General features: G+C 64.7%; 23 protein-coding genes. 5 read left to right on the top strand and 18 right to left on the bottom strand.

The window, feature by feature from the left end; all coding sequences use genetic code 11:
• Nucleotides 1–3: 3 nt before the first annotated feature.
• The 7 genes from B4400_RS15585 to uvrC all read right to left on the bottom strand — a co-directional run bounded on the left by B4400_RS15585 (nt 4) and on the right by uvrC (nt 8,713).
• Entirely contained in the window at nt 4–1,230 is a 1,227-nt protein-coding gene (locus tag B4400_RS15585; RefSeq protein WP_078311939.1) for a phosphoglycerate kinase, read from the bottom strand.
• Between the two features lie 2 nt (nt 1,231–1,232).
• Nucleotides 1,233–2,255 (bottom strand): type I glyceraldehyde-3-phosphate dehydrogenase, encoded by a 1,023-nt coding sequence (gap, locus tag B4400_RS15580; protein WP_078295684.1) that lies wholly within the window; start codon nt 2,253–2,255, stop codon nt 1,233–1,235.
• 55 nt (nt 2,256–2,310) lie between these two features.
• Nucleotides 2,311–3,531, bottom strand: coding sequence for an MFS transporter (locus B4400_RS15575; protein WP_078312075.1), 1,221 nt, complete (start codon nt 3,529–3,531; stop codon nt 2,311–2,313).
• A gap of 179 nt (nt 3,532–3,710) precedes the next feature.
• On the bottom strand, nt 3,711–4,688 hold the full coding sequence (whiA, locus tag B4400_RS15570) for a DNA-binding protein WhiA (protein WP_139360298.1): 978 nt from the start codon (nt 4,686–4,688) through the stop codon (nt 3,711–3,713).
• Nucleotides 4,685–5,764 (bottom strand): gluconeogenesis factor YvcK family protein, encoded by a 1,080-nt coding sequence (locus B4400_RS15565; protein WP_078311935.1) that lies wholly within the window; start codon nt 5,762–5,764, stop codon nt 4,685–4,687. Before B4400_RS15565 ends, whiA begins: the two co-directional genes overlap by 4 nt.
• Entirely contained in the window at nt 5,761–6,666 is a 906-nt protein-coding gene (rapZ, locus tag B4400_RS15560; RefSeq protein ID WP_078311933.1) for an RNase adapter RapZ, read from the bottom strand. The genes B4400_RS15565 and rapZ overlap by 4 nt, the downstream gene beginning before the upstream one ends.
• Nucleotides 6,635–8,713, bottom strand: a complete 2,079-nt coding sequence (gene uvrC, locus B4400_RS15555; protein WP_078311931.1) for an excinuclease ABC subunit UvrC — start codon at nt 8,711–8,713, stop codon at nt 6,635–6,637. Before uvrC ends, rapZ begins: the two co-directional genes overlap by 32 nt.
• Nucleotides 8,714–8,838: 125 nt before the next feature.
• On the opposite strand from uvrC, the gene B4400_RS15550 reads away from it, so the two are divergent.
• The 3 genes from B4400_RS15550 to B4400_RS15540 are packed head-to-tail and all read left to right on the top strand — an operon-like array spanning nt 8,839 to nt 11,752.
• A complete protein-coding gene (locus B4400_RS15550; RefSeq protein ID WP_286142113.1) occupies nt 8,839–9,138 on the top strand; it encodes a hypothetical protein in 300 nt (99 codons plus the stop codon).
• Between the two features lie 15 nt (nt 9,139–9,153).
• Entirely contained in the window at nt 9,154–9,789 is a 636-nt protein-coding gene (locus B4400_RS15545; RefSeq protein WP_078311929.1) for a hypothetical protein, read from the top strand.
• A gap of 19 nt (nt 9,790–9,808) precedes the next feature.
• Nucleotides 9,809–11,752, top strand: coding sequence for a gamma-glutamyltransferase family protein (locus B4400_RS15540; protein WP_078311927.1), 1,944 nt, complete (start codon nt 9,809–9,811; stop codon nt 11,750–11,752).
• Nucleotides 11,753–11,761: 9 nt separating this feature from the next.
• Here the strand turns inward: B4400_RS15540 and eutC are convergent, their stop codons facing one another.
• The 11 genes from eutC to B4400_RS15485 all read right to left on the bottom strand — a co-directional run bounded on the left by eutC (nt 11,762) and on the right by B4400_RS15485 (nt 24,130).
• Nucleotides 11,762–12,535 carry an ethanolamine ammonia-lyase subunit EutC gene (eutC, locus tag B4400_RS15535; protein WP_078311925.1) on the bottom strand — a complete coding sequence of 258 codons (774 nt, stop codon included), beginning with the start codon at nt 12,533–12,535 and terminating at the stop codon, nt 11,762–11,764.
• Nucleotides 12,532–13,947: an ethanolamine ammonia-lyase subunit EutB gene (locus tag B4400_RS15530; protein WP_078311923.1), complete on the bottom strand. Its 1,416-nt coding sequence runs from the start codon at nt 13,945–13,947 to the stop codon at nt 12,532–12,534. Before B4400_RS15530 ends, eutC begins: the two co-directional genes overlap by 4 nt.
• Nucleotides 13,944–15,371, bottom strand: a complete 1,428-nt coding sequence (gene eat / locus B4400_RS15525; protein ID WP_078311921.1) for an ethanolamine permease — start codon at nt 15,369–15,371, stop codon at nt 13,944–13,946. The genes B4400_RS15530 and eat overlap by 4 nt, the downstream gene beginning before the upstream one ends.
• A gap of 76 nt (nt 15,372–15,447) precedes the next feature.
• On the bottom strand, nt 15,448–16,971 hold the full coding sequence (adh, locus tag B4400_RS15520) for an aldehyde dehydrogenase (protein WP_078311919.1): 1,524 nt from the start codon (nt 16,969–16,971) through the stop codon (nt 15,448–15,450).
• A 104-nt stretch (nt 16,972–17,075) separates the two neighbouring features.
• Nucleotides 17,076–18,368: a helix-turn-helix domain-containing protein gene (locus tag B4400_RS15515; protein WP_078312073.1), complete on the bottom strand. Its 1,293-nt coding sequence runs from the start codon at nt 18,366–18,368 to the stop codon at nt 17,076–17,078.
• A 111-nt stretch (nt 18,369–18,479) separates the two neighbouring features.
• On the bottom strand, nt 18,480–20,468 hold the full coding sequence (gene acs / locus B4400_RS15510; protein ID WP_286151386.1) for an acetate--CoA ligase: 1,989 nt from the start codon (nt 20,466–20,468) through the stop codon (nt 18,480–18,482).
• A gap of 166 nt (nt 20,469–20,634) precedes the next feature.
• Complete coding sequence (locus B4400_RS15505) at nt 20,635–21,105, bottom strand: PH domain-containing protein (protein ID WP_078311918.1); 471 nt, start codon at nt 21,103–21,105, stop codon at nt 20,635–20,637.
• Nucleotides 21,102–21,593 carry a 6,7-dimethyl-8-ribityllumazine synthase gene (gene ribH, locus B4400_RS15500; protein ID WP_078311916.1) on the bottom strand — a complete coding sequence of 164 codons (492 nt, stop codon included), beginning with the start codon at nt 21,591–21,593 and terminating at the stop codon, nt 21,102–21,104. Before ribH ends, B4400_RS15505 begins: the two co-directional genes overlap by 4 nt.
• Complete coding sequence (locus B4400_RS15495) at nt 21,590–22,843, bottom strand: bifunctional 3,4-dihydroxy-2-butanone-4-phosphate synthase/GTP cyclohydrolase II (protein WP_070939561.1); 1,254 nt, start codon at nt 22,841–22,843, stop codon at nt 21,590–21,592. The genes ribH and B4400_RS15495 overlap by 4 nt, the downstream gene beginning before the upstream one ends.
• 94 nt (nt 22,844–22,937) lie before the next feature.
• The gene (locus tag B4400_RS15490; protein WP_078311915.1) at nt 22,938–23,534 is read right to left on the bottom strand and encodes a riboflavin synthase; all 597 of its coding nucleotides are present in this window, start codon (nt 23,532–23,534) and stop codon (nt 22,938–22,940) included.
• Between the two features lie 29 nt (nt 23,535–23,563).
• On the bottom strand, nt 23,564–24,130 hold the full coding sequence (locus B4400_RS15485) for an Rv2240c family protein (RefSeq protein WP_078311912.1): 567 nt from the start codon (nt 24,128–24,130) through the stop codon (nt 23,564–23,566).
• Between the two features lie 452 nt (nt 24,131–24,582).
• On the opposite strand from B4400_RS15485, the gene B4400_RS15480 reads away from it, so the two are divergent.
• Together B4400_RS15480 and B4400_RS15475 are read left to right on the top strand one after the other, a co-directional pair.
• Complete coding sequence (locus tag B4400_RS15480) at nt 24,583–25,260, top strand: MspA family porin (protein ID WP_078311909.1); 678 nt, start codon at nt 24,583–24,585, stop codon at nt 25,258–25,260.
• A 62-nt stretch (nt 25,261–25,322) separates the two neighbouring features.
• Entirely contained in the window at nt 25,323–26,006 is a 684-nt protein-coding gene (locus B4400_RS15475; RefSeq protein ID WP_078311907.1) for an MspA family porin, read from the top strand.
• Nucleotides 26,007–26,039: the final 33 nt, after the last annotated feature.

The raw sequence follows: 26,039 nt of genomic DNA, 5'->3' as shown, positions 1-26,039 counted from the left end.
CCCCTAGTCCTCTAATACGTCGATGCCCGGAAGCGCCTTGCCTTCAAGGTATTCCAGGGATGCACCACCACCGGTGGAGATGTGCGAGAAGCCGTCGTCCGGCAGGTCCAGCGCACGCACCGCGGCCGCCGAATCACCACCGCCGACCACGCTGAACGCGCCCTTTTCGGTGGCCGCGATGATCGCCTCGGCGACACCCCGGGTTCCGGCGGCGAAAGCCGGGAACTCGAAGACACCCATGGGACCGTTCCAGAAGATGGTCTTGGCATTCGACAGCACGGCTGTGAATCGCTTCACCGACTCCGGCCCGATGTCCAGGCCCATTTTGCCTTCTGGAATAGCGTCCGCGGCAACGATTTCCGACGGTGAATCGGCTGCGAACTCGTCCGCAGCCACGATGTCCATCGGCAGGTGGATCACATCGGCATAGGTATCGAGCAGCCGCTTGCAGGTGTCCACCATCTCCGGCTGCACCAGCGACTTGCCCACCGGCAGCCCCTGCGCGGCCAGGAATGTGAAGCACATCCCGCCGCCGATCACGAGGCTGTCGGCCTTGGTGGCCAGCGATTCAATGACCGCCAGTTTGTCCGAGACCTTCGACCCGCCAAGCACCACCGCGTACGGACGCTCGGTGGACTCGGACAGCCGCTTGAGCACCTCGACCTCGGCAGCCACCAGACCACCGGCGTAATGCGGCAGCAGGGTCGCCACGTCGTAAACGGAGGCCTGCTTGCGATGCACCACACCGAAACCGTCGGAGACGAACGCGCCGTCGGTACCCGTTGGGCCGCCCACCAATTCGGCGAGCTCCTGGGCAAGCGCCAGCCGCTGTGCGTCGTCCTTGCTGGTCTCGCGCGGATCGAACCGAATGTTCTCCAACAGGAGCACGTCGCCATCGGTAAGGCCTTCGGCGCGCGCCAGCGCATCGGTGCCGACGACATCGCCGGCGACCTGTACGTGCTGACCCAGCAGTTCGCTGAGCGCGGCACCCACGGGAGCCAGCGACAACCCGGGATCCGGCTTGCCGTCGGGGCGGCCCAGGTGTGCGGTGACGATGACCTTGGCCCCCGCACCCGCGAGCGCGCGGATGGTCGGGACCGACGCCACGATGCGGCCGGGGTCGGTGATGTTGAGATTGTCATCGAGCGGGACGTTCAGGTCCGACCGGACCAGCACGCCCTTGCCCGAAACTCCCTCTGCCAGCAGATCGTTGAGGGACTTGATCGCCATCGTTACAGCGACTTGCCGACCAGGCCGACCAGGTCGACCAGGCGGTTCGAGTAGCCCCACTCGTTGTCGTACCAGGAGACCACCTTGGCCTGGTTGTCGATCACCTTGGTCAGCCCCGCGTCGAAGATCGAGCTGTGCGGGTCGGTGACGATGTCCGAGGACACGATCGGCGCGTCGTAGTACTTCAGGATGCCCTTGAGCTTGCCCTCCGCGGCGGCCTTCATGGCGGCGTTGATGTCGGCGGCGCTGGCGGCCTTGGCAAGCTCCACGGTGAGGTCGGTCGCCGAACCTGTGGGGATCGGCACGCGTAGGGCGTAGCCATCGAGCTTGCCCTTGAGCTCGGGCAGCACCAGCCCGATGGCCTTGGCGGCGCCGGTCGAGGTCGGCACGATGTTCAGGGCGGCGGCGCGGGCGCGGCGCAGGTCGCTGTGCGGGCCGTCCTGCAGGTTCTGGTCCTGGGTGTAGGCGTGGATGGTGGTCATCAGGCCCTTGACGATGCCGAACTCGTCGTTGAGCACCTTGGCCAGCGGTCCGAGGCAGTTCGTGGTGCACGAGGCGTTGGAGATGATGTTCTGGCTGCCGTCGTACTTGTCGTCGTTGACGCCCAGCACGATGGTGATGTCCTCATCACTGGCGGGCGCGGAGATGATGACCTTCTTGGCGCCGGCGTCCAGGTGGCCCTGCGCCTTGTCACGCTTGGTGAAGATGCCGGTCGATTCGACGACGACATCGACACCCAGGTCACCCCACGGCAGCGCCGCCGGTCCTTCGCGGACCTCGAGGGCCTTGATCTTGTGGTCGCCGACAACGATCGTGTCGTCGCCTTCCAGGCTGACGTCGTACGGAAGCCGACCCAGGATGGAGTCGAATTTCAGCAGGTGGGCCAGGGTGGCGTTATCGGTCAGGTCATTGACCGCGACAATCTCGATGTCGGTGTTGATCCCTTGAGCCTTCTGCGCGTCCAGTGCCCGAAAGAAGTTCCGGCCGATCCGGCCAAACCCGTTTACGCCTACCCGGACAGTCACGTAGCGCTCCCTCTTGTCTGTTTGATATGTGGTGTACCCGTTATCGGGACTCACATTAGCCCAGGGGGTGAGCCACTTCGTCCCGGCCCAGTCGCGCCAATGCGTGGGCGGCGACCGCCAGAACCAGCGGCGCTATCCCGGCGATGATGAACACTGCGGTATTGCCGATCAGGTGAGCCACCGGCACGACCAATGCGAAGGACGCCGGCAACCCCACCAGCGAGACGAAGAAGTCCATGCTGGCGGCGCGGCCCAGCATCTCCTCGGGCACCCGGCGCTGCATGAGGGTGCCCCAGATGACATTGGCTGCCTGCATGGTTCCGCCGACGATGATCATCGCCACGATGATGGTCCACAGGTGCCCGGTGAATCCGATGAGCACCAGCGGCAGCGACCCGGCACCCCACATCAGGATCATCACGGTCAGATACCGGCGTGCCAGGGGCAGTGAGGACACCACGAATGAGCCCACCGCACCCGCGATACCGAACAACGCCAACACCGTGGCATGCGAACCCGGATCACCGCCGTGATCACGAATCACGAACGGCAGCAGGATTTCAATGGGGCCGACCACCACCAGCACATAGCCGATCGCGAAGAGAAGCGTCGCGAAGAACCAGCCGGTGCGCACCATGTATCTAAATCCGTCGAGGAGATCGGTGGCCGCGCGTTGGAGCGGATGCTCGTCGACGCTCGTCGGCACCGGCTCATGCCGATGCCGAATGAGAGCCAGGCAGCCGACGGCGATCACGATGAGGACACCCTCGGTCAAGAACACCCCGCCGGGCGCCCATGCATTGACGATTGTGGCGCCGATCGCGGGGCCCAAGGCCAGTTGCACCGTGGGTCGCAGCACCCCTTCGATCCCATTGGCGGCCAACAGTTCGTCATGTGGCAGCAGGCTCGGCAGCAGTGCGGTGTACGACGGGATGTAAAGGCCTTCGGAGATCCCGAACAGCAGCGACGTCACGCCAAGATGCCAGATCTGCAGGCTGCCGGTCAGGGCCAGCAGCGCCGTGACGAACATGATCGAGGCCTGCACGATCAGCGAGCAGCGCATTACCCACAGCTTGGGCAGCCGGTCCGCGGCCACGCCCGCGGGCAACACACTGATCAGCAGTCCGATGCTGAACATGGTGCCCGCCACGGCCACCTGTCCCGGCCCCATGCCCATCCGGATGACCTGCCACACCAGTGCCACGGTCCACATGCCATTGCCCAGCAGGGTCACGGCCAGGCCGAGCGTCAGCAGGCGATAATCGCGATGCCGCAGTGGACGCAGCGCGCGCGGAAGTCGGGTGCCCTGATGGTGTGGCTCCTCGCCCGAAGAGTCCTCAGGGTTTTTCCCAAGGACCCCTTCGGTTTTCACCTGCTTAGCGAAGTCCACTGCCCCAGAGTACGAAAGCGCTCCGACAATTCGCCATCGGTTTTTGCCTGCCGCCGGTGGACTGGCTAGGCCTCTTCGAGCAGCTCCGGGGTCACCGCGGACTCGGTATCGGGAATGCCGTCGGTCTTGGCCTTACGATCAGCCATCGACAACAATCGCCGAATGCGTCCTGCGACAGCATCTTTGGTCATCACCGGCTCGGCGAGACGGCCCAGCTCCTCAAGCGATGCCTGACGGTGCTCGACGCGCAACTTTCCGGCCGCCGCGAGATGATCCGGCACCGTGTCACCAAGGATTTCCAGCGCCCGCTCCACCCGGGCGGCGGCAGCGACCGCCGCACGCGCGGATCTGCGCAGGTTCGCGTCATCGAAATTCGCGAGCCGGTTTGCCGTTGCCCGCACCTCACGGCGCATCCGGCGCTCTTCCCAGGTCAGTCGGGTGTCCTGGGCGCCCATCCGGGTGAGCAGGGCACCGATGGCCTCGCCGTCACGTACCACCACGCGATCGCTGCCCCGGACCTCGCGCGCTTTGGCACTCACACCAAGCCGCCGAGCCGCGCCCACTAATGCCAGCGCGGCCTCGGGACCCGGGCAGCTGACCTCCAGTGCCGAGGACCTGCCGGGTTCCGTTAGTGAGCCGTGTGCCAGGAAGGCACCACGCCACGCGGCCTCGGCATCGGCCACGCTGCCGCCGACCACCTGGGCGGGCAGCCCGCGCACCGGGCGACCCCGCAGGTCGAGCAGACCTGTTTGTCGCGCCAACGCTTCGCCATCTTTGGCGACACGGACCACATAACGCGTTGTCTTGCGGATACCGCCCGCGGACAACACGTGCACCACGGCGTTGTAGCCGTACAGATCGAAGATGTCCTTGCGCAGGCGCCGCGCGATGCTGCCCTGGTCGACCTCGGCCTCGACGACAACCCGCCCGCTGACGATATGCAGTCCGCCGGCGAACCGCAGCAGCGACGCGACCTCGGCGCGGCGGCTACTGACCTGAGTCACCACCAGGCGGCTCAGTTCGTCCTTGACCTCGGCGGTCATCGCCACGGGGCGTCCCCTCTCTGGATTCCATGCTGTGTGCTCCCGCCCCCCGCTGCCAGGCGCACCGTGGATTCGGCATCTGTTTCCGCGGCCGCGGCCGCACTACCCGTCCGTACTCGATCCAAGACCGCCGACAGTTTCGCAGGGTCATGTAAATGTGTACCAGGACGCGAGACATCAGCGAATTGAACCTGCGCATTGAACAAGGCGGCTGCCCTGGTCAGGTGGTCGCGTTCGGTGTCATCTGCAGACGCAGATTCGACGACGATGTCATGCACACCGAACTCGGGAGCGTGTTGCGAGAGTACGTGCAAATGACGCTCCGCGGAAAAGCCCGCGGTCTCCCCCGGTTCCGGGGCAAGGTTCAAGATCAGGGCCTTGCGAGCCCGGGTCTGCTGCAAGGCGGCGAAAAGGTCGGGCACCAGCACGTGTGGGATAACACTCGTGAACCACGACCCGGGCCCTAAAACCACCAGGTCGGCGGCCATAATGGCCTCCACTGCCTGCCGGGTGGCGGGTGGATTACCCGGGTGCATACGCACCCGCCGCACCTTGCCCGGTGTGGTTGCCAATGCCACCTGCCCGCGGATCACCCGGCTCATCCGCGGGTCGGACTCCAAGCCGGACACGTCAGCCTCGATCTGCAGCGGAATCGGACACATCGGCAGCACCCGCCCGGTGATGCCGAGCATGCGTCCCATCTCGTCGAGCGCGGTGACCGGATCAGCGAGCATGTCGGTGAGTCCGGCCAGGATCAAGTTGCCGATCGGATGCCCCGCCAGTCCACCGCTGCCGCCGAGCCGGTGCTGAATGGCCGTGGCCCACATGCGCCCGCGCGGACTGTCGGAGGCGAGCGCCGCCAAGGCCATGCGCAGATCACCGGGCGGCACGATCCCCAGCTCCGAGCGGATTCGCCCGGACGACCCGCCGTCGTCGGAGACCGTCACCACGGCGGTGATGTCGTGGGTAAGCCGTCGCGCCGCCGACAGCGTCGCGTAGAGGCCGTGCCCCCCGCCGAGGGCGACGATGCGGGGTTCACGTCGCGCGAAATGGGGCTGATCGGTGTCGGGGTTCATTCGCGCCCCAGGTCGCGGTGCAACACCCGCACCGACAGGCCCTCATCGGGCGCCATGGAAGCGGCCAGCGCCTCGGCTATCGCGACACTGCGATGCTTACCGCCTGTACAGCCGACCGCGATTGTCATGTAGCGCTTTCCCTCTCGCCGGTAACCGTCGATGACGAGGTTCAGCAGCCGATGGTAGGTGTCCAAGAACTCGTCCGCACCGGGTTGGCTCAACACGTACTGACTGACCGATGGGTGCTGACCGGTGTGCGGCCGCAGCTCATCCACCCAGTGCGGGTTCGGTAGAAATCGGACGTCAACGACCATATCGGCATCCATCGGCAGCCCATATTTGAATCCAAAAGATTCCACGGTGACGCTCAGATGCGCCACCATCTCGGTGCTGAAGGCGCGCTCGATAGCAGCACGCAGCGCAGGCACCGGAAGTGATGAGGTGTCGATGACCAGATCCGCTGAGGCCCGGATCGGTGAGAGCAGTATGCGTTCGGCGGCGATGCCCTCGGCCAGCGTCTGACCGCCCTGCAACGGGTGGCTACGCCGGTTCTGTTCGTAGCGGCGCACCAGGCTTTCGTCGGAGGCCTCCAGGAAGAGCACCCGTGGGCTGATACCCCGGGTGGCCAGGTCGGCACGCACCGACTCCAGATTTCCGGTGAAGCCCCGAGACCGCACGTCCATCACCACGGCAAGCTGCGTGATGCGTGAACCGGCGGCAAGTCCCAGGTCCACCATGCGCGTGATCAGCTCGGGCGGCAGATTGTCCGCGACGTACCACCCCAGGTCCTCGAGCACCTTGGCGGTCGTGCCCCGGCCCGCGCCCGATAGGCCGGTGACCAGCACGACGTCGATATCGGCGTTCACGGTCTCATGAGGGGGGTGGAGTGTCATCGACTCCATTTTCGACCATGGCGGGCAACGGCGCGTCGGTTGCCCCGGAAGTGGCACCTGAAGTGTCAGGACCGACGAGTGCCTCGCGTACCGCGAGCGCGGTGGCCGCACCAATACCCGGAACCGCGGTGATCTCTTCGACGCTGGCCTTCTTGAGCTGCGCCACCGAACCGAAATGCGAGACGAGCGCGGCCCGGCGCGCCTCCCCTAGCCCGGGTATGCCGTCCAGTACCGAGGCAGTCATCCGCCGGGACCGCTTGCTGCGATGGAACGTGATCGCGAATCGGTGCGCCTCGTCGCGCACACGCTGCAGTAGGTAGAGCGCCTGACTTGTCCGCGGCAGGATCACCGGATCCGCCTCGCCCGGCACCCACACCTCTTCGAGCCGCTTGGCCAATCCGATGACCGCGACATCGGTGACACCCAGCTCGCTCAACTCAGCGGCGGCCGCGTTGACCTGGGGCGCACCACCGTCGACTACGAAAAGATTTGGCGGATAGGCGAACTTTCGTGATCGGCCTTCCGGAGCCGCGACGCCGGCGACATCCAACGCAGGAGCCGCGACGCCGGCGACATCCACCCCCGGATCCCTGGCCTGGTGAATCTGGGCGTCGTGCATATGCCGCGCGAATCGCCGGCGGGTGACCTCCGCGATAGAGGCGACGTCATCGGAACGCCCGTCGCCGGCAGCCTCCCTGATGCTGTAGTGGCGATAATCCGATCGTCGGGATAGGCCGTCCTCGAAGACCACCAGCGAGGCCACCACATCGGTGCCCTGGACATGGCTGATATCGATGCACTCGATGCGTAGCGGCGCCTGCTCGAGACCCAGCGCATCCTGAAGCTCCTGCAATGCCGCCGATCTGGTGGTGAGATCGCCCGCACGCTTGAGCTTGTGCTGCGAAAGTGCCTCTTTCGCGTTGCGCTCCACCGTTTCAGCGAGGGCCTTTTTGTCACCGCGCTGCGGTACCCGCAACGAGACCCGAGAACCGCGCAGACCAGTCAACCACGAGGTCATCCCCTCGGCGTCGCGCGGCAGCACGGGCACCAGGACCTCACGTGGCACGGGCGCCACATCGGCATCCGTATCGGCGACATGGGCGAGATCGGCCTGATCGCCGTAGAACTGTGTGAGGAACTGCTCGACGAGTCCTTCAAGATCCGAATCGCCTGGGTCACCAGTCTTTTCGACAATCCATCCGCGCTGGCCGCGAACTCGCCCACCGCGCACGTGGAAAACTTGCACGGCGGCTTCCAGCTCGTCATCGGCGAATGCCACCACATCGGCATCGGTGCCGTCACCGAACACCACGGTCTGTCGCTCCAGAGCGCGCTGCAGCGCCGAGATATTGTCCCGCAGCCGCGCCGCCCGCTCAAAATTGAGTTCCTGGGCGGCATGGTTCATTTCGCGTTCCATGTCACGAGCCAGACGATCCGTCTTACCCGACAGGAAGTCGCAGAAATCCAGAACGATCTCGCGATGCTCTTCGGCGCTTACCCGTCCAACACAGGGCGCCGAGCACTTTTCGATGTAGCCGAGTAGACACGGCCGATCAATCTGTTTGTGCCGCTTGAACACTCCATTGGAACACGTGCGCGCAGGGAAAACCCGGGTGAGCAGATCGAGTGTTTCCCTGATGGCCCACGCGTGCGAGTACGGACCGAAGTAACGCACTCCCTTGCGGCGGGGCCCGCGGTAGACGAACAGCCGCGGGTACTCCTCGTTGAGCGTGACGGCAAGCACCGGATACGACTTGTCATCGCGGTATCGGACGTTGAATCGCGGATCGAATTCCTTGATCCAGTTGTATTCGAGCTGCAGGGCTTCGACCTCGGTGCCCACCACGGTCCATTCCACGCTGCCCGCGGTGGTGACCATCTGCCGGGTACGCGGATGCAGACTCGCGACATCGGCGAAGTACGAGGTGAGCCGGCTACGAAGGCTCTTGGCCTTGCCCACGTAGATGACCCGTCCGTGCGGATCGCGGAATCGATAGACCCCCGGCTCGACGGGTATCGAGCCGGGAGCCGGTCGATAGGTCGAGGGATCGGGCACATATCCAGGCTAGTCGGGGGCTCTGACGCCCGAACTCATCGATAGACACGCGGCGCCTTTCGGCAATCCGCTACCCTCAGGGGGTACCTCAACCAAGGGGCGAAGGAGCGGCAACGGTGCGTAGATTGCCCACGGGGCTGATATCCGTGTTCGCCGCCGCGGCGACAGGTCTGTCCCTCATCACCGCGATACATGCCCTGGCCGGTCCGTCCAACGATGCCGATGCCGTGATCAACAGCTTGCAGTCCAGTGGATATCGCGTGACCGTGACGAGAATCGGTTCGGGCCATCCTGACAACTGCGTCGTCCAATCCGTCAATCAGCAGTCACCGGTCTCCAATGTGGCCAGTGCGCGCGATATGCGTAACAGGCCGACATCGGTTCCCGTGTCTACCAAGGTCGCTCACGTCACACTGGCGTGCTGACAGATAGGACGATGGATGAGAAACAGCGTTGGCTCCCTGGCCATTGCCATGGTGACGATGACCGGAATCGCCCTGTCGCCCGCGATCGCCGCGGCTGATCCCGATACCCCGGCACCCACACCGAATTCTGAGACCGCCCCCCGGACAGCGATACTTCCCGTCTTCGCGCAGGAGGGCATCAAGGTCAGGACCGGCAAGCCCGGCGAGCTGCTGACGATTCATTTGCCCGAGGACGCTCCCCTGCTGCCCGCGGAATGGAGCGCCGACGGCGAGGCCACCTACCGGTCTTCCGATACCGACTTCACCGTGACGCCTCTCGTCGACGGCGGCGAGTACTTCACCATCGTGAAGAAGAACCCGTCCGACGCGTTCGACTACAACCTGCGCCTCGGACTGCCCACAGGCACGCACTGGGTGCGTCATGGCACCACATTGCTCATCGAATCCGATGGCGCGGGCCCCGATCAGCCGGCGCTGTTGGTCGGAATGTTCGCATCGCCCAGGGTGACCACGGTCAAGGGCACCGACATACCCTTAACCGTCCAGATCGATCCCAATGGCGACGCCACGCTTTCGGCCCGGAGCCCTGAGCTCGTCAACACGCCCGTCGAAATCGGCTTCTCCTACCACCCGGTGGATACCGCCCCGTAACCGCTAACGTGATGGAACTGTGAGGACTCTGTCGAGACTGCTGGCCATCCCCTCGATCGCTCTCCTCACCGCCGCAGGTTGCTCGACTGATCACGCGACGCGCCCGGGTGCCGGATCCGAACCGTGCAGCATCGTCACCAACGGCATCCCGGTGGCGAAATCCGCTGTCGCCGACACCACAACCCCACGTGATATCTCCACCAATCCCGAGGTAGCCACCGGTTACCGCAAAGGCATGTCGGCGGTTCGTACCGCGAGTTTTGCCGTCGCGACGGCCAACCCGCTGGCCACCCAGGCGGCATGCCGGGTACTGCGCGACGGCGGCCAGGCGGCGGACGCACTGATTGCCGCACAAACCGTGCTCGGCCTGGTCGAACCGCAATCCTCTGGTATCGGCGGCGGCGGCTTCCTCGTGTACTACGACGCCCGGACGGGGGCGGTACACGCATACGACGGCCGAGAGGTCGCGCCCGCGGCGGCCACGGAGAATTATCTGCGCTGGATCGATGATGCCGACAGGGGCGAGCCCAGACCCGATGCACGATCATCGGGCCGTTCGATCGGGGTGCCCGGCATTATCCGCATGCTCCATGACGCCCATGCCGCGCATGGCACCGTTCCATGGCGCGACTTGTTCACTCCGGCAGTCCAATTGGCGGATGAAGGCTTCGACATCAGCCCTCGTCTTGCTGCCGCGATCAGCGACTCGGCGCCTGGCCTTGCCCTCGACCAGGAGGCGGGCACCTACTTTCTCAATCCGGATGGATCAGCGAAGTCCCCGGGGACAAAGCTCACCAACCCCGCCTACGCGAAAACCCTTGGCGCTATTGCCACCGAGGGACCGGACGCCTTCTACCGGGGGGCGATCGCCGAGGATATCGTCGCCGCGGCGGCAGATACCTCGGCGGGACGCACCCCGAGCCTGATGACGACGGCCGATCTCTCCGGGTACACGGCGAAGAAGCGCGAATCCCTCTGCACCACATACCGCGATCACGAAATCTGCGGCATGCCGGCGCCGTCCTCGGGTGGTATCGCCGTCGCCGCCACCCTGGGCGTGTTGCAGAACTTTCCGATGGCCTCCTACCGGCCTACGGACGTCGACCTCGACGGAGGCAGGCCCACGGTCGACGGAGTGCACTACATTGCTGAGGCAGAACGGCTGGCCTACGCGGATCGCGACAAGTATGTCGCCGACACCGATTTCGTAGCCCTCCCGGACAATTCACCGAACACCCTGCTCAACGCGACCTACCTGACCGGGCGCGCCAAACTGATCTCCGGCGAGAAGACGATGGGCACCGCCAAACCCGGCGACTTCAATGTGCCGGCGTCGGCGGCCGTGTCCACCCCGGAACACGGCACCAGCCAGGTGACCGTCGTCGATGCGCAGGGCAACGCCGCATCGCTCACCACCACAGTCGAATCCGCGTTCGGCTCCTATCACATGGTCGACGGCTTCATCCTCAACAACCAGCTCACTGACTTCTCTGCCGAGCCGGTGGGTAAGGACGGACTCCCGATTGCCAATCGGCTGCAACCAGGCAAACGGCCACGTAGTTCCATGGCACCCACCCTGGTCTTCGAACGCACGGAGTCCGGTAAGCGTGGTGCGTTGCTGCTCGCGCTCGGATCGCCGGGTGGTGCGGTAATCATCCAATTTGTGGTGAAAACCCTTGTCGGCATATTGGACTGGGGCCTCGATCCCCAGCAGGCGGTATCCATGGTCGACTTCGGTGCCAACAATTCCCGCAAGACCAACGTCGGCGGCGAGCACCCCAATATCTATGCCCGAGACAACGGCGCCAACGATCCGTTGGTCCAAGGGCTGCGTAGCCGCGGTCATACCGTAGATGTTGCCGACCAGTCCAGTGGCCTGTCGGCTCTGGTGCGGCGGGGCCCGGGGTGGATCGGCGGGGCGGATCCACGCCGTGAGGGCCTCGTCATGGGCGATACGGGCTAAGGACAGCAGTCAGCACAGCTCGCTTGGGCTGGCATCATCGATCGCGCCGGCCCGCGAGGTGTCCTTGAGTGACACACCGGAACGGCCCAACCGGCGCGCACCGCTGACCAGGCTCGCTGTGATGTGCGCGGCCTCCCGGTAACTGAGCCCGTCGGGAGGGTGGATGTTGGAGATGCAATTGCGATCGGCGTCAGTACAACCCGGCTGCGGTAGGTGCGTGAGGTAGATGCCGAGGCTGTCGACGACACTGAGCCCGGGCCGCTCACCGATGACGACGATCAGCGTGCGGAACCGTCCCTGCGCCGCGATGTGGTCGCCCAGCGCTACCCGGGCCTGCGTGGCGATCACGGGGGCAGCCAGCGTATATGAGCCGCCGAGCTGCAGGGCGAGTTCGCCAACAAGCGCGACACCATGGCGCATGAGGGCCGTCGGTGACAGACCATCGGCGAGGACAAATCCGATATCCGCCCCGTCTCGCGGCACGGCAGACAAATCGGCGGGCAACCTTCCGAGGTCCGGTCTACGCAAATACTCTGCCCGGGAACTCACTTGGCTGGTGACCACGGTGGGCATTCCCAGCCCGATTCCGTCGACGTCGGCGGCGAGGCGCTCGGTGTCCAGCGGCACGTGGACAGCATCGCGGGCCGCCGCGTGGGCCGCGGCCAAGTCCAATACATCCCGGGTGTGCAGCGCATTGCCCGCCCGGTCCAGCCCGATCCGGGCTTGGGTGTTCATCCGCAGTTCTTTCCAAAACTGTTGTCGGGCAACATCACCGGTTGTCATCGGGCACCCGATGTGGTCAGTGCGCGCAGTGGCGAGCTGGCCACGTCAAAGGGTGTGAGACGGCCACCCTCGTCGATCATTCCGATGGCCTGCAACCACTGCTCGAACTCGGGTGCCGGCCGCAGGCCCAGCGTCCGGCGTGCCTGCAGGACATCGTGAAACGACAGGCTTTGATAGCCGAGCATGACGTCGTCAGCACCGGGAACGGTGATGACAAACGCGACTCCCGCCGCCGCAAGCAGGATGAGCAGTGTGTCCATGTCGTTCTGGTCGGCCTCGGCATGATTGGTGTAGCAGACGTCAACACCCATCGGCAGGCCAAGCAGCTTGCCGCAGAAGTGATCTTCCAACCCAGCGCGGACTATCTGCTTACCGTCGTAGAGATATTCCGGCCCGATGAATCCGACGACTGTGTTGACCAGGAACGGTTCTAGGTCGCGGGCCACCGCGTAGGCGCGCGCCTCTAGTGTCTGCTGGTCAACAGGTTTGCCGCCAGTGCCAAGATGAGCGCGAGAGCTCAACGCGGACCCCTGTCCGGTTTCCAGGTACATGACGTTGTCCCCGACGGTCCCACGCCGCAGGGCGCGGGTCGCATCACGACCTTCGCGTAGCAGCGCGATGTTCACTCCGAAAGCGGAGTTGGCGCCCTCGGTGCCCGCGATTGATTGGAAAGTCAAATCCACCGGCGCTCCCCGTTCGATCAATCCGATCGTCGTGGTGATGTGGGAGAGAACGCACGACTGGGTGGGGATGTCGTAGCGCGATCTGATGTCGTCGAGGAGGTGAAGCAGATCCGATGTGGCGTGCGGTGAATCGGTCGCCGGGTTGATGCCGATGACCGCGTCACCGCATCCCAGAAGAAGCCCGTCAAGAACGGCGGCGGCGACACCGCGGGGGTCGTCGGTGGGGTGATTCGGCTGGAGGCGGGTGGCCAGCGTGCCCTTGCCGCCCACGGTCGTGCGGAACGCGGCGCTCACCTGCATGGCGGCCCCCACCGCGACCAAATCTTGATTACGCATGATCTTGCTCACGGCCGCCGCCATCTCGGGGGTTATCCCCGTGCTGACAGCGGCGATCCGCTGGGCGCCATCATCGCGGGAAGCGCTCTCCAGCAACCAGTCCCGAAAGCCGCCGACGGTCAGATGCGCGATGGCCGAGTAGGCCCGGCGATCGTGGCTGTCGATGATCAGCCTGGTGACCTCATCGGTTTCGTAGGGCACCACCGCCTCGTTGAGAAACATGTCGAGCGGCAGATCCGCGAGAACCCAGGCCGCAGCGGCCCGTTCGGCGTCGGATTCCGCCGCGCAGCCGGCGAGCTGGTCACCCGAGCGCAACGGCGTCGCCTTGGCCATCACATCCACGAGCCCGTCGAAGGTGTAGCTCACCCCCGCGATCTGTTGCCGGTACTTCACGTGAGCTCGCTTTCGGCCTCCGCCAGCATCGCGAACTCCTCGTCGGGCGAATTCGCCACCAGGCGGTGGCGGCTGTAGAGCGCGAAATACACCATGAACGCTGCGAACACGGCCAGACACAGGCCCGCCGCCACCGGGTTCACGAGGAACGTAGCGATGACCGCCAGCACCGCGACGACCAGGGCGAAGCCGGTGGTGGCAATGCCGCCCGGAGTGCGGTACGGGCGCGGCATGTTCGGCTCACGCACCCGCAGCACAATGTGGCTGACCATCATCAGCACGTAACTCAGGGCAGCACCGAAGACCGCCATATTCAGCAGCAGGTCGCCGTGCCCCGTCAGCGACAGTGCGAATCCGATGATGCCGGGGACTATCAGTGCCAGTGTCGGGGCCTTACGGGAGTTGGTCACCGACAGAACCGTCGGCAAATAGCCGGCACGGGACAGTGCGAACAGCTGACGCGAGTATGCGTAGATGATCGAGAAGAAGCTCGCGATGAGTCCGGCCAACCCGATGTAGTTGACCAACTTGGCGGCGGTACCGTGGCCGAGCGCCTCGACGAGCGGATTACCTGAATCCGACATCTGTTCCGCGCCACCGGCGCCGGTGGTCAGCACCAGCGCGATCGCACAAGTCACCAGGAGCACGCCGATCGCCGCGATGATCCCCCGCGGCACATTGCGTTCCGGGTTGGCCGTCTCCTCGGCTGCCAGCGGAACACCCTCCACGGCGAGGAAGAACCAAATGGCGAACGGGATGGCAGCCCAGATTCCCAGGTAGCCATGCGGCAGGACACTCGACGCTCCCGCGGCACCTTCATCCACCACGATGTTGGTCAGGTTGTGGATGTCGAAATGACCGGCGGCGGCGACCGCGAAGATCAGCAGGCCCACCAACGCAATCGCGGTGATGGCGAACATCACCTTCAGCGCTTCACCGACGCCCGACAGATGAATCCCGATGAAGACGGCATAGGCGGCCAGGTAGACCCACCACCCATTGGTGATGCCGAACAGCCCCAACGACTGGACGTATGCGCCGATGAAGGTGGCGATGGCCGCCGGGGCGATCGAGTATTCGATGAGAATTGCTGTGCCGGTGGCAAATCCACCCCACGGACCGAGAGCGCGGCGTGCGAAGGTATAGCCGCCCCCTGCCGTCGGCAGTGCCGAAGACAGCTCCGCCATGCCCAGCACCAGCGCCAGGTACATACCGGCGATCACTACGGTGGCGATCGCCAGTCCACCGAACCCGCCTTGGCTCAGCCCGAAGTTCCAGCCCGAATAATCGCCGGACACCACATAACTCACCCCGAGGCCGGCCAGCAACAGCCAGCCCGCGCTCCCCGATTTGAGTTGACGCTTACGCAGATAGTCCGCGCTCTCGAGGTGCTCCTCGACTAGGCCGTGCTTGGTGGTCGCCATATATCGTTTCCTTGCTCTCCGCAGATCAATTCAGTGGGGTGACGTCGCTTTCGGGTGATATCGCCGATGGCGATGGTCAGAAGAATCCCTGCGCCTTGGAGCTGTAGGACACCAGCAGGTTCTTGGTCTGCTGGTAGTGGTCAAGCATCATCTTGTGGTTCTCCCGGCCGATTCCGGACCGCTTGTAACCACCGAAGGCCGCGTGCGCGGGGTACTGGTGGTAGCAGTTGGTCCACACGCGACCCGCCTTGATGTCACGCCCGGCGCGGTAGGCGATGTTGCCGTCGCGGCTCCACACTCCCGCGCCCAGCCCGTAGGGAGTGTCGTTGGCGATGGCGATGGCATCGTCATAGTCGGCGAACGAGGTCACTGCCAGCACCGGCCCGAAAATCTCCTCCTGGAAGATCCGCATCGAGTTGGTCCCGGCGAAGACCGTCGGTGCGACGTAGTACCCACCCGACAGGTCGCCACCGAGTTCGGCGCGCTCGCCGCCGGTAACCAGCCGTGCCCCTTCGGATTTACCGATATCGATATAGGACAGGATTTTCTCGAGCTGCTCGTGGGAGGCCTGCGCCCCCATCATCGTCTCGGTGTCCAGCGGGTCGCCCTGGCGGATGGCCTTGGTGCGGATGGCGGCCAGTTCCAGGAACTCGTCGAAGATGTCGGCCTGGATCAGGCTGCGCGAAGGACAGGTGCACACCTCGCCCTGGTTGAACGCGAACATCGTGAACCCTTCCAGGGCCTTGTCCTGGAAGTCGTCACCGGCAGCCATCACGTCGGAGAAGAAGAGGTTGGGGCTCTTGCCACCGAGCTCCAGCGTCACCGGAATCAGGTTTTGACTGGCGTACTGCATGATCAACCGGCCCGTACTGGTTTCGCCGGTGAACGCGATCTTCGCGATCCGGCTGCTGGAGGCCAATGGCTTGCCCGCCTCTACTCCGAACCCGTTGACGATGTTCACCACGCCCGGCGGCAGGAGATCGCCGATGAGCGAGAACAAGTACAGGATCGACGCGGGGGTTTGTTCGGCGGGCTTGAGTACCACCGTGTTCCCAGCGGCGATGGCCGGGGCCAGTTTCCAGCTCGCCATCAACAGCGGGAAGTTCCAGGGGATGATCTGCCCGACCACACCGAGCGGCTCGTGGAAGTGATAGGCCACGGTGTCCTCGTCGATCTGTGAGAGCGAACCCTCTTGCGCTCGAAGGACACCGGCGAAGTAGCGGAAATGGTCGACGGCCAGCGGGATATCGGCGTTCAGCGTTTCGCGGATGGGCTTGCCGTTGTCCCACGACTCCGCGACAGCGATGGACTCCAGGTTCGACTCCATCCGGTCAGCGATCCGGTTGAGGATGAGCGCCCGATCGGCCGGTGACGTCCTGGCCCAGCCGTCCGCGGCGGCATGTGCGGCATCGAGCGCCTTCTCGACATCGGCTTCACCGGAGCGCGGGATCTCGCAGAACACCTCCCCCGTCACCGGGGTGCGGTTCTCGAAATATCGCCCAGCTGTTGGGGGAACCCATTGCCCGCCAATGAAATTCTCGTAGCGGGATGCGAAAGTCATCAGCGATCCCTCTGCACCCGGGCGGGCGTAAACAGTCACGGTGGTCTCCTACCTTCAAGACAACAAATGTGTCGGTAATCACTGAAGGTAGGTTTTGGCCCGTTGCAGCACGGTTGCAACTTTTCGCGCGGCGGCGACAGCGCTCAGGCGAGATCGGAATCCAGCGCGATGAGATGGCCACGGGCCTCAGACTGGATGAGCGCACCCGCACCGCGATGGTCGTGCAGCGCCTGCCATCCCTCACGGTCATCGCGCGCTTCGGGAAGATCAAGCCAACGGCGCAGCAGGTGCAGATCGCCGTCGGCAAGTACGGCGCCACGAAGACTCGCGCTCAACTCCAGGCGCAGTCTCCCGATGGCCGGTGCCGCGGACCGCGGCAACAGCTGGCCCGCATAGCAATCGACGGCCCTGGCAGTGTCCCCGGCGCGAAGCGCGGCGAAGACATCACCCATATCGCTGTCGACATGGGTGAGCAACCGGTAGGGACGGGACACGATCAACTCGTCTCCCACGATGCGGCGCAGTCGTGACATTTCCGCGCGGATCGTGACGACGTCGAGATCGTTTTCGTCAAGCAGCATCGCCAGATGGTCGGCGCTCAATCCCTCAGGGTGACGCAGCAAGAGCGCCATGATCTCGGCATGGCGACCGGATAGCCGGTGGGTGCGCATCCCGTCCTGCCCATCACCGGTGTGCAAAAGCGGGCGGTCCGCGCCGAGCAAGGTCAGTCGCGGTTCGGTATCGCTCTCCGGCCGCCCCGATCGCGGGTAGTTCAGGGCGATGAAATGTTCGACGGCAACCGCCGTCGCGCGCACCAAGGCCAGGGTCTGCGCCGAGGCGACCGCCGAACCGCCAGTGAGATCGATACTTCCCAGAGGGGCTCCGGTCACTGGGTCATGGATCGGAACCGCGGTACACGACCACGGCCGGACCAGCCTGCAGAAGTGCTCGCTGCCCCGGATCTGCACCTCACGATCCAGCGCGAGCGCGGTACCCGGGGCGTTCGTGCCCACTGCCCGCTCGCTCCAGTCAGCACCGGGCACGAAGTTCATGGTGGCCGCCTTGCGCCCGGCGCCGGGGTCACCTTCCACCCAGAGCAGCGCGCCATCGGCCGAGGTGACCCCCACAAGCACACCCGAGTCGGTGGCGTGGTCCACCAGCAGCCGGCGGATGACCGGTAGCGCCCCGGCGAGCGGATGGCTGCTGCGCAATTCGGTCAGGCGCGTCGCGGCGGCCGCTTCGCCGGGCCCGCGGTCGGGATCGACCCCGGTGGCCAGGCTCCGCTGCCAACTGTCGGTCACGAGCCGTGACAGAGGTATCGACTCAAGATACGAACCGTCTACCTGGCCCGCCACGAAGAGGTCGTGCGCGTCACGTACGGAAGCCAACGATGCACGAACAGCCCTGCGGCGCGTTGCGGTTCTCGTAGTCGCCACGGTCTCCAAGCTCTCTGCCCTGGCCATTGTCGCTGGCACGGTCGATATCGACACGATACTTGGACATCGGCGCCGGGAAGGGCAACTAGGTGAGATAGCTGGCCAGCCGAGTCACCGCGGGCTGGCCTGGACCCGGATCGCGTCGAACACGGCCGGATCTACCAGCGCTGTGGTGTCACCGGGATCGCGCCCCTCGGCGATGTCCCTGAGCAATCTGCGCATGATCTTGCCGCTACGGGTCTTAGGCAGCTCTGGCACGACATACAGGTCCCGCGGCCTCGCGATCGGTGATATCTGGCGAGCCACCTCGCGACGCAATTCACCAACCATGTCTTCCCGAGGCATGCCGTCATGATGGGACTTGAGGATGACGAACGCGCAGATGGCTTGGCCGGTGTGGTCGTCCGCGACACCGACAACCGCAGCCTCGGCGACCCCGGCATGCCCCACCAGCGCGGACTCGACCTCCGCCGTCGAGATCCGGTGGCCGGACACGTTCATGACGTCGTCGATGCGGCCCAGCACCCAGATCTCCCCGTCGCTGCCGTAGCGGGCACCGTCGCCGGCGAAATACCAACCCTGCTCGGCGAATCGTGACCAGTAAGTCTCCACGAACCGGTCCGGATCACCCCAGATGCCGCGGGCCATCGCCGGCCATGGCTGGTCGAGGACGAGGTATCCGGTGCCCTGCGCGGCATCACCGGAATCGCCGGGCAGCCTGTTGCCATCGTCGTCAACGATCATCGCCGAGATGCCCGGCAAGGGCCGCATCGCCGAGCCTGGTTTACAGAAGGTGACGCCGGGCAGCGGCGAGATCATCGCCGCTCCGGTCTCGGTCTGCCACCAGGTGTCCACGATCGGTGCGGTGTCGTTGCCCAACACCGTCCGGTACCAACGCCACGCCTCCGGGTTGATGGGCTCCCCTACGGAACCGAGCAGTCGCAGACTCGAGAGGTCGTGCGCGCCCGGGATCTGCCTGCCCCATTTCATGAAGGTGCGAATCATCGTCGGCGCGGTGTAGTACAGGGTGACACCGTACTTCTCGATGATCTGGAAATGCCGACGCTCGTCTGGCCAGGCGGGTGTCCCCTCGTACACCACCTGGGTGGCGCCGTTGACCAGCGGACCGTAGACGATGTACGTATGCCCCGTGATCCACCCGATATCGGCTGTGCACCAATAGATATCGGCATCCGGCTTGATATCGAAGATGGCACTGTAGGTGAACGCCGCCTGTGTTAGGTATCCACCGCTGCTGTGCACTATGCCCTTTGGCTTTCCCGTCGTGCCCGAGGTGTACAAGAGGAACAGCGGCTGCTCGGCGTCGAAGGCTTGCGGGCGATGCTCGATGGAAGCGCACCCGACGGTCTCGTGCCACCACGAGTCACGAGAGCCGTTCCAGGCCAACGCGATACCCGTGCGGCGGACAACCAGAACATGCTCGACGCCCGGCTGCTCGACAATCGCCTCGTCGACGGCCTCCTTGAGCGGAGCCGCCTTCCCGCGCCGGTACTGACCATCGGCGGTGATGACAATCTTGGCCCCGGCATCGGCGATGCGGGCACGCAGCGCGGACGCGGCGAATCCCGCGAAAACGACCGAGTGCATGACGCCGAGCCGTGCACACGCCAGCATCGCAACAATCGCCTCGGGGATCATGGGCATGTAAATCACCACACGGTCACCGGCGACGGCCCCCAATTCCGTGAGCACATTGGCCGCTCGGGATACCTCGTCCTTCAGCTCGGCGTACGTGATGGCACGCGCTTCGCCCGCCGGCTCACCCACCCAGTGGATCGCCACCCGGCCGCCGTGGCCTGCCTCGACGTGCCGATCGACACAGTTGTAGGCCACGTTGAGGGCGCCACCCACGAACCACCGCGCGAACGGAGGGTTCGACCAGTCGAGCACCTCGGTGAATGCGCTGTGCCACGAAAGTCTTTCGGCTTGATCGGCCCAGAACTGCAGCCTGTCGGCCTCTGCCTGGGGGTACAGCTCCTCGGTCGCGTTGGCCTGGGCGGTGAAGTGCGGCGCCGGCGGATAGTGCGCAACGCCCGAGCAGGCTGTGTCGGCGTGACGAATAGAGGTTTGCGCGGGCACCGGATCTCCTTGAGTCGCCTCGTTGACAGCACCCGGCAGGGGAAATCGCCAGGCCGGCGGCCCACGGGTTATGTCATTGGTGGCGGCACGTTATCGCCGGAAAGGTTGCAACAAGGCTGCACATCACGGCGGCGAGAACGTGCCGCCGTGTACACCCGGCAGCCGGCTAGGCCGTGGATTGATCCGTGTACTTGACGACCAGCCCGCGCAGCGCATCCATCGCGTCGACTGCACGCTGCTTGTCGACCGCCTGAATGGCCATCATCGGCTCGTATTCGTAGTCATCCAGATCCAGCCGCGCCCATTGCGCACCGGCCGGAAATGAGATGCCGACCACCTCCGGCCACGGAATGAGCTTGGGGCCCAAAACATTGCGAACCTCGATGCCTGCCGCACCGGCGCGTACCCGAGGGCGAGCGAACATGAGCACCACGCCCGCGATGACGAAGCCCACCAGAGCGATTCCAACCTGGTCGGAGGTCTTGAAGATCACCCCGCTATTGGGCGAGATCTTCAGCAGCAGGCCCACCGCGACATGCGCAGCCGCGATGACGAACGCAGCCGCGTAGACGAAGTACGGCGACAGGTGGGGTTTCAGGACGAGCTCCCATTCACGGTCACCCGGCGATTTGGTCACGCCTCAGTCCAGGGCTGACGGAGCCGGCGCAGCGTCAGCGCGGTATCCAGTGCAGCGGCTGCCGCCTGAGCGCCCTTGTCCTCAGACGACCCCGGCAGGCCGGCACGATCGAGTGCCTGCTGCTCGTTGTTCACGGTCAACACCCCGTTGGCGACCGGAGTGCTGGTATCCAGGGAAACACGGGTCAGCCCGGTGGTCACCGCATCGCAGACATAGGTGAAATGCGGTGTCTGGCCTTGGATCACAACTCCGAGCGCGACAACGGCGTCATGGGTACGGGCCAGGGCCTGTGCCACCACCGGTATCTCGATGGCGCCGAGTACCCGCACCACCGTCGGACGGTCGATGCCCGCATCGGTCGTGACACGCTTGGCGCCTTCCAGGAGCGCGGTGCAGATTTGGTCATGCCAGGTGCTGGCAACGATCGCCACGCTCAGCCCCGATGCGTCACCAACTTTCAGTGACGGGATGCCATCGCCGCCGCTCACGCGCCGTCTGCCTCGGGGTGATCGTCCAGATCAGCCAGATCGTGCCCCATCCGGTCCCGCTTGGTGCGCAGGTATCGAATGTTCTCCGAGTTGGCACGCACCGGCAGCGGCACCCGCTCGATGATGTGCAGCCCATACCCGTCCAACCCCACGCGCTTGGCGGGGTTGTTGGTCAGCAGCCGCATGGACTTCACGCCCAAGTCGACCAAAATCTGCGCACCCAAACCATAGTCGCGCGCGTCGGCGGGCAGGCCGAGCTTGAGGTTCGCATCTACGGTGTCCTCGCCGGCATCCTGCAGCTGGTAGGCCTGCAGCTTGTGCATCAGTCCGATGCCTCGCCCCTCGTGGCCGCGCATGTACAGCACGATGCCACGCCCCTCCTTGGCCACCATCTCCATCGCGGCGTCCAGCTGCGGACCGCAATCGCAACGGCGCGAACCGAATACATCGCCGGTCAGGCATTCGGAGTGCACGCGCACCAGCACATCGTTTCCGTCGCCCTCGGGTCCGGAAATGTCCCCCAGCACCAGCGCCACGTGCTCGACGTCGTCGTAGATACTCGTGTAACCCACCGCCCGAAACTCGCCATGCTGGGTGGGAATCCGCGCCTCGGCGATCCGCTCCACGTGCTTCTCGTGCTTGCGGCGCCACTCGATCAAGTCCGCGATCGAAACCAGGGCGAGGTTGTGCTCGTCGGCGAAGACCCGTAATTCCTCGGTCTGCGCCATCGCGCCCTCGTCCTTCTGGCTGACGATCTCACAGATCACCGCGGCCGGCCGCAGCCCGGCCAGCTTGGCCAGGTCGACGGACGCCTCGGTGTGGCCGGGTCGCCGCAGCACCCCACCTTCCTTGGCGCGCAACGGAACAACGTGTCCTGGCTTGGTGAAGTCATCGGGGGCGCTCGCCGCGTCGGCCAAGAGCCGCATCGTCGCCGCGCGGTCGGAAGCCGAAATCCCGGTCCCAATACCGTTTTTCGCATCGACGGTGACCGTGTACGCGGTTCCGTGCTTGTCCTGATTCACCGCGTATTGGGGAAGCAGCCCGAGCCGGTCACAGTCCTCCCCGGCCAGCGGCACACAGAGGTACCCCGACGTGTACCGCACCATAAACGCCACCAATTCCGGGGTGGCCTTCTCCGCGGCGAATATCAGATCGCCTTCGTTCTCCCGATCCTCATCGTCGACGACGACGATGGCCTTACCGGCGGCGATATCGGCGACAGCGCGTTCGATGCTGTCCAACCTGGTCATGGGGACCACTCTCGTTAGGGGCGTGTGGGCAACTCAATTATGAACCACCGGGAATTCAATGATTCGAGCGCTGCTCACTCAGCGGAATCAGGAGCTAAGAACGGTGCTCGAGCAGGCGTTCGACGTACTTGGCGATGACATCCACCTCGAGATTCACCGTCGTCCCCACCACCGCCGATCCGAGCGTCGTCAACCCCAGCGTGGTGGGAATGAGCGATACCTCGAACCAGTCCGGCCCCAGCCCGGACACGGTCAGCGACACCCCGTCCACCGTGATCGAGCCCTTGTGGACCACATAGCGGGCCACGGCCTCCGGCAGTGAGACGCGCACCACTTCCCAGTTCTCCGACGGTGTACGGGTGAGCACCTCTCCGGTGCCGTCCACGTGTCCCTGCACGATGTGCCCGCCGAGCCGGCTGTTGACGGCGGCGGCTCGCTCCAGATTGACCTTGGTGCCGGTCACGATCTTGTCCAGGCTCGACCGCGACAGCGTCTCCCCCATGACGTCGGTGGTGAAGACGCCACCGGCGCGCACATCGACAACCGTGAGACAGACCCCGTTCACGGCGATCGAGTCGCCATGTTTCGCATCCTCGACAACGAGCGGGCCGAGCACGGTGAGACGGGCAGAGTCGCCGAGATCTTCTCTACCCAGGATCTCGCCAAGCTCCTCAACGATTCCAGTGAACATGCAACAAGAGTAGGGCGCGTGCCGCCGAGTTAGGCGTGCGTCCCCGCCTGAGCACAGGCCATCTGGACATTGTGCGCATCGGTGTTCAGGTCGTTCGCCTTGCCGTTCACACCATCGACCGAGGCACGAACGCCCATGAGAATCATCAGCTTGTTCGCGTTTGTCGCCCATGAGCGCATCGGATCGGCAATCGCCGGGTCCAGCTCCGGGGTGTTCGCCGCCTCATTGGCGAACGATGCGGCCTCACGGAGAGCGGTCCGGCCCGTGCCATTGCTCGAGTTCACGTAGACGTCGCTGTAGTTGCCTTCCATGCCGGCCAAGTTCTCGGCGAAGTCGGAATAGTTGGTCGCCGCGTAGTCGAGTGCCGTCGCGAACTTCGCGCACGCCTCGATGGCTGCCGGGGCGGCGCTATCGGAGGTCGGGGCAGGTGCGGACACCACGGCGGGGCCGGGCGCCTGAACGGTCTGCTGAGCCGGCTGTTCGACTTGATCCTGGCCATCTGGCTCGGCGTACGCCACGGGAAGTGTTGCCAACCCCATGCCGATCGCCAGCAGCGACGGCACCGCCGCCTTCCGGCAGAGATGTAATGGCCTCATCGATTCCTCTCCAGATTCTCTGGTGCTGTTCGGCCGTGACCGTACCGGCAATTCGATACGGAGTCGCGTCGTGACAGCACCAATATCTGATAGTGAGTTGCGGAATTGTCACGAGTCTGAACGACCGTTGAACAACTGGTATACGAAGAGAAATTCGACTGACCGTTGAAAAGTGTGCTGGATACCCCTACCGGGTAGTCCCAAACGGCCTCGCTCAGGCAGTAGCGACACCAGTGGTTTTCGTCACAATCGCCGAGGCAGAAGGCTTTTCACGTTTCAAATCATCGCGGTTGGAACGGTGTGTACCGACGTACGAAATGGATAGACATTGGGCGATAACTGTTGTCCGTCCATTCACCCTTTGGAAACACAGCACCCCCAACATTCGTCGGGACAGCTTCCTCACAGAAGTCACACGGACATCACCAACAATTGAGAGGCGCTACCGCACCATGCTGAAAAGTCTTGTCACTCTGACTGCAGTCTGCGCGCTTGCTGCTTCGGCGCCCCTCGCCTTAGCAGAACCCGGTGATGATCCGGCCCCAGTCCAGCCGGTGGCCGACGCACCGCCGCCCCCTCCTGGCGATCCTGGCTTCATGCCCTCGGCAGAGCCAGGTACCTTGCCCACTCCGGATGGCTGGATCCTCGCTGTCGCCGCTAAGGACGAGAGCATTCTGCCGGTGGCTCCACTGACCACCGCGCTGTCCTCACGCGAGTACATCGTCGGTGGCACGTTCATCGGTGGAGTGAAGGGTTCGGGTAAGACCAAGCTCGCTGGTGGAACACTCGAAGCCGGGTACCAGATCGGCTGCGGCATCACCGGTGGTCCCGTGGAGCTCATGGGTGGTGTCAGCCTCCAGCCATCGATCAGCATGGCGGGTGTCCCGAGCGCCAGCGCCGGCATCGTCGGCCAGATCAAGGTCGGCCTGAAGCCCGGTACGGTGACCATCGTTCCGGTCAACAAGAAGACCTTCGAGGGCACCACCACGCGCACCACCATCACCGGTTTCCGTATCAAGATCGACGGCTGCGTCGGTCAGTCCTTCATCCGGTCATACGCCACCTTCACCAGCTCAACGGAAAACACCGATGACGTGGTCACCTACATGGGTATCACCAAGGCCGTCTGACGTCGATGCCCCACACGCTTACAGCCACCCCAATGCAAAAGACCACGAGAGGCCTCACTCCCATGTTCAAGAGTCTCGTCACCCTGACCGCCGCGTGCGCGCTCGCCGCGTCGGCGCCGCTCGCCCTGGCGGACCCGGACGACCCACCACCCGTGCAGCCCGTGGCAGATGCCCCGCCGCCCGCGGACGGCCCGCCGCCCGACAATGGCGTGGTGGGCTCTGAGGACCCGGGCATCGTCAAGACACCCGACGGCTGGGTACTGACCGTCGGCGCCAAGGATGAGACGCAGCTGCCCATCCCGCCGCTGACCACCGCCACCTCGTCCCGTGAATACCTCGCCGGTGGCACGTTCACCGGCTCAGCTAAGGGCGGCGGCAGCACCAAGCTGTCCGGCGGCACCCTGGAAGCCGGCTACCAGATTGGTTGCGGCATCAGCCTGAACACCGTGAAGCTGAACGGCTCCATCGGCCTCAACGCCGGCCTCGGTACGGCCGGTATCACCAGCGTCGGTATGCCCATTCAGGGCCAGATCGAGGTGCACCCCCAGCCCGGTGAGGTCATCAACGTCTCGGTCGACAAGAAGAAATACAAGGGCAGCGAAGTGCGCATCACTCTCAAGGACGTGCACATCAAGATCGACGGTTGCATCGGGCAGTCGTTCCTGCGCTCGTACGCCGTGCTGACCAGCTCGTCAAAGGACAACGACGATATCGTCGCGTACTACGGCGTCACGAAGACCGTCTAGCTAGACCGTCCGAACCACATTCAGTACAGAGGA

The organism is Mycobacterium sp. D16Q13 (assembly GCF_002013375.1).
Classification (GTDB): domain Bacteria; phylum Actinomycetota; class Actinomycetes; order Mycobacteriales; family Mycobacteriaceae; genus Mycobacterium.
Note: the sequence above shows the minus strand (reverse complement) of the source record. Positions and strands in the feature narration are given on the sequence as shown.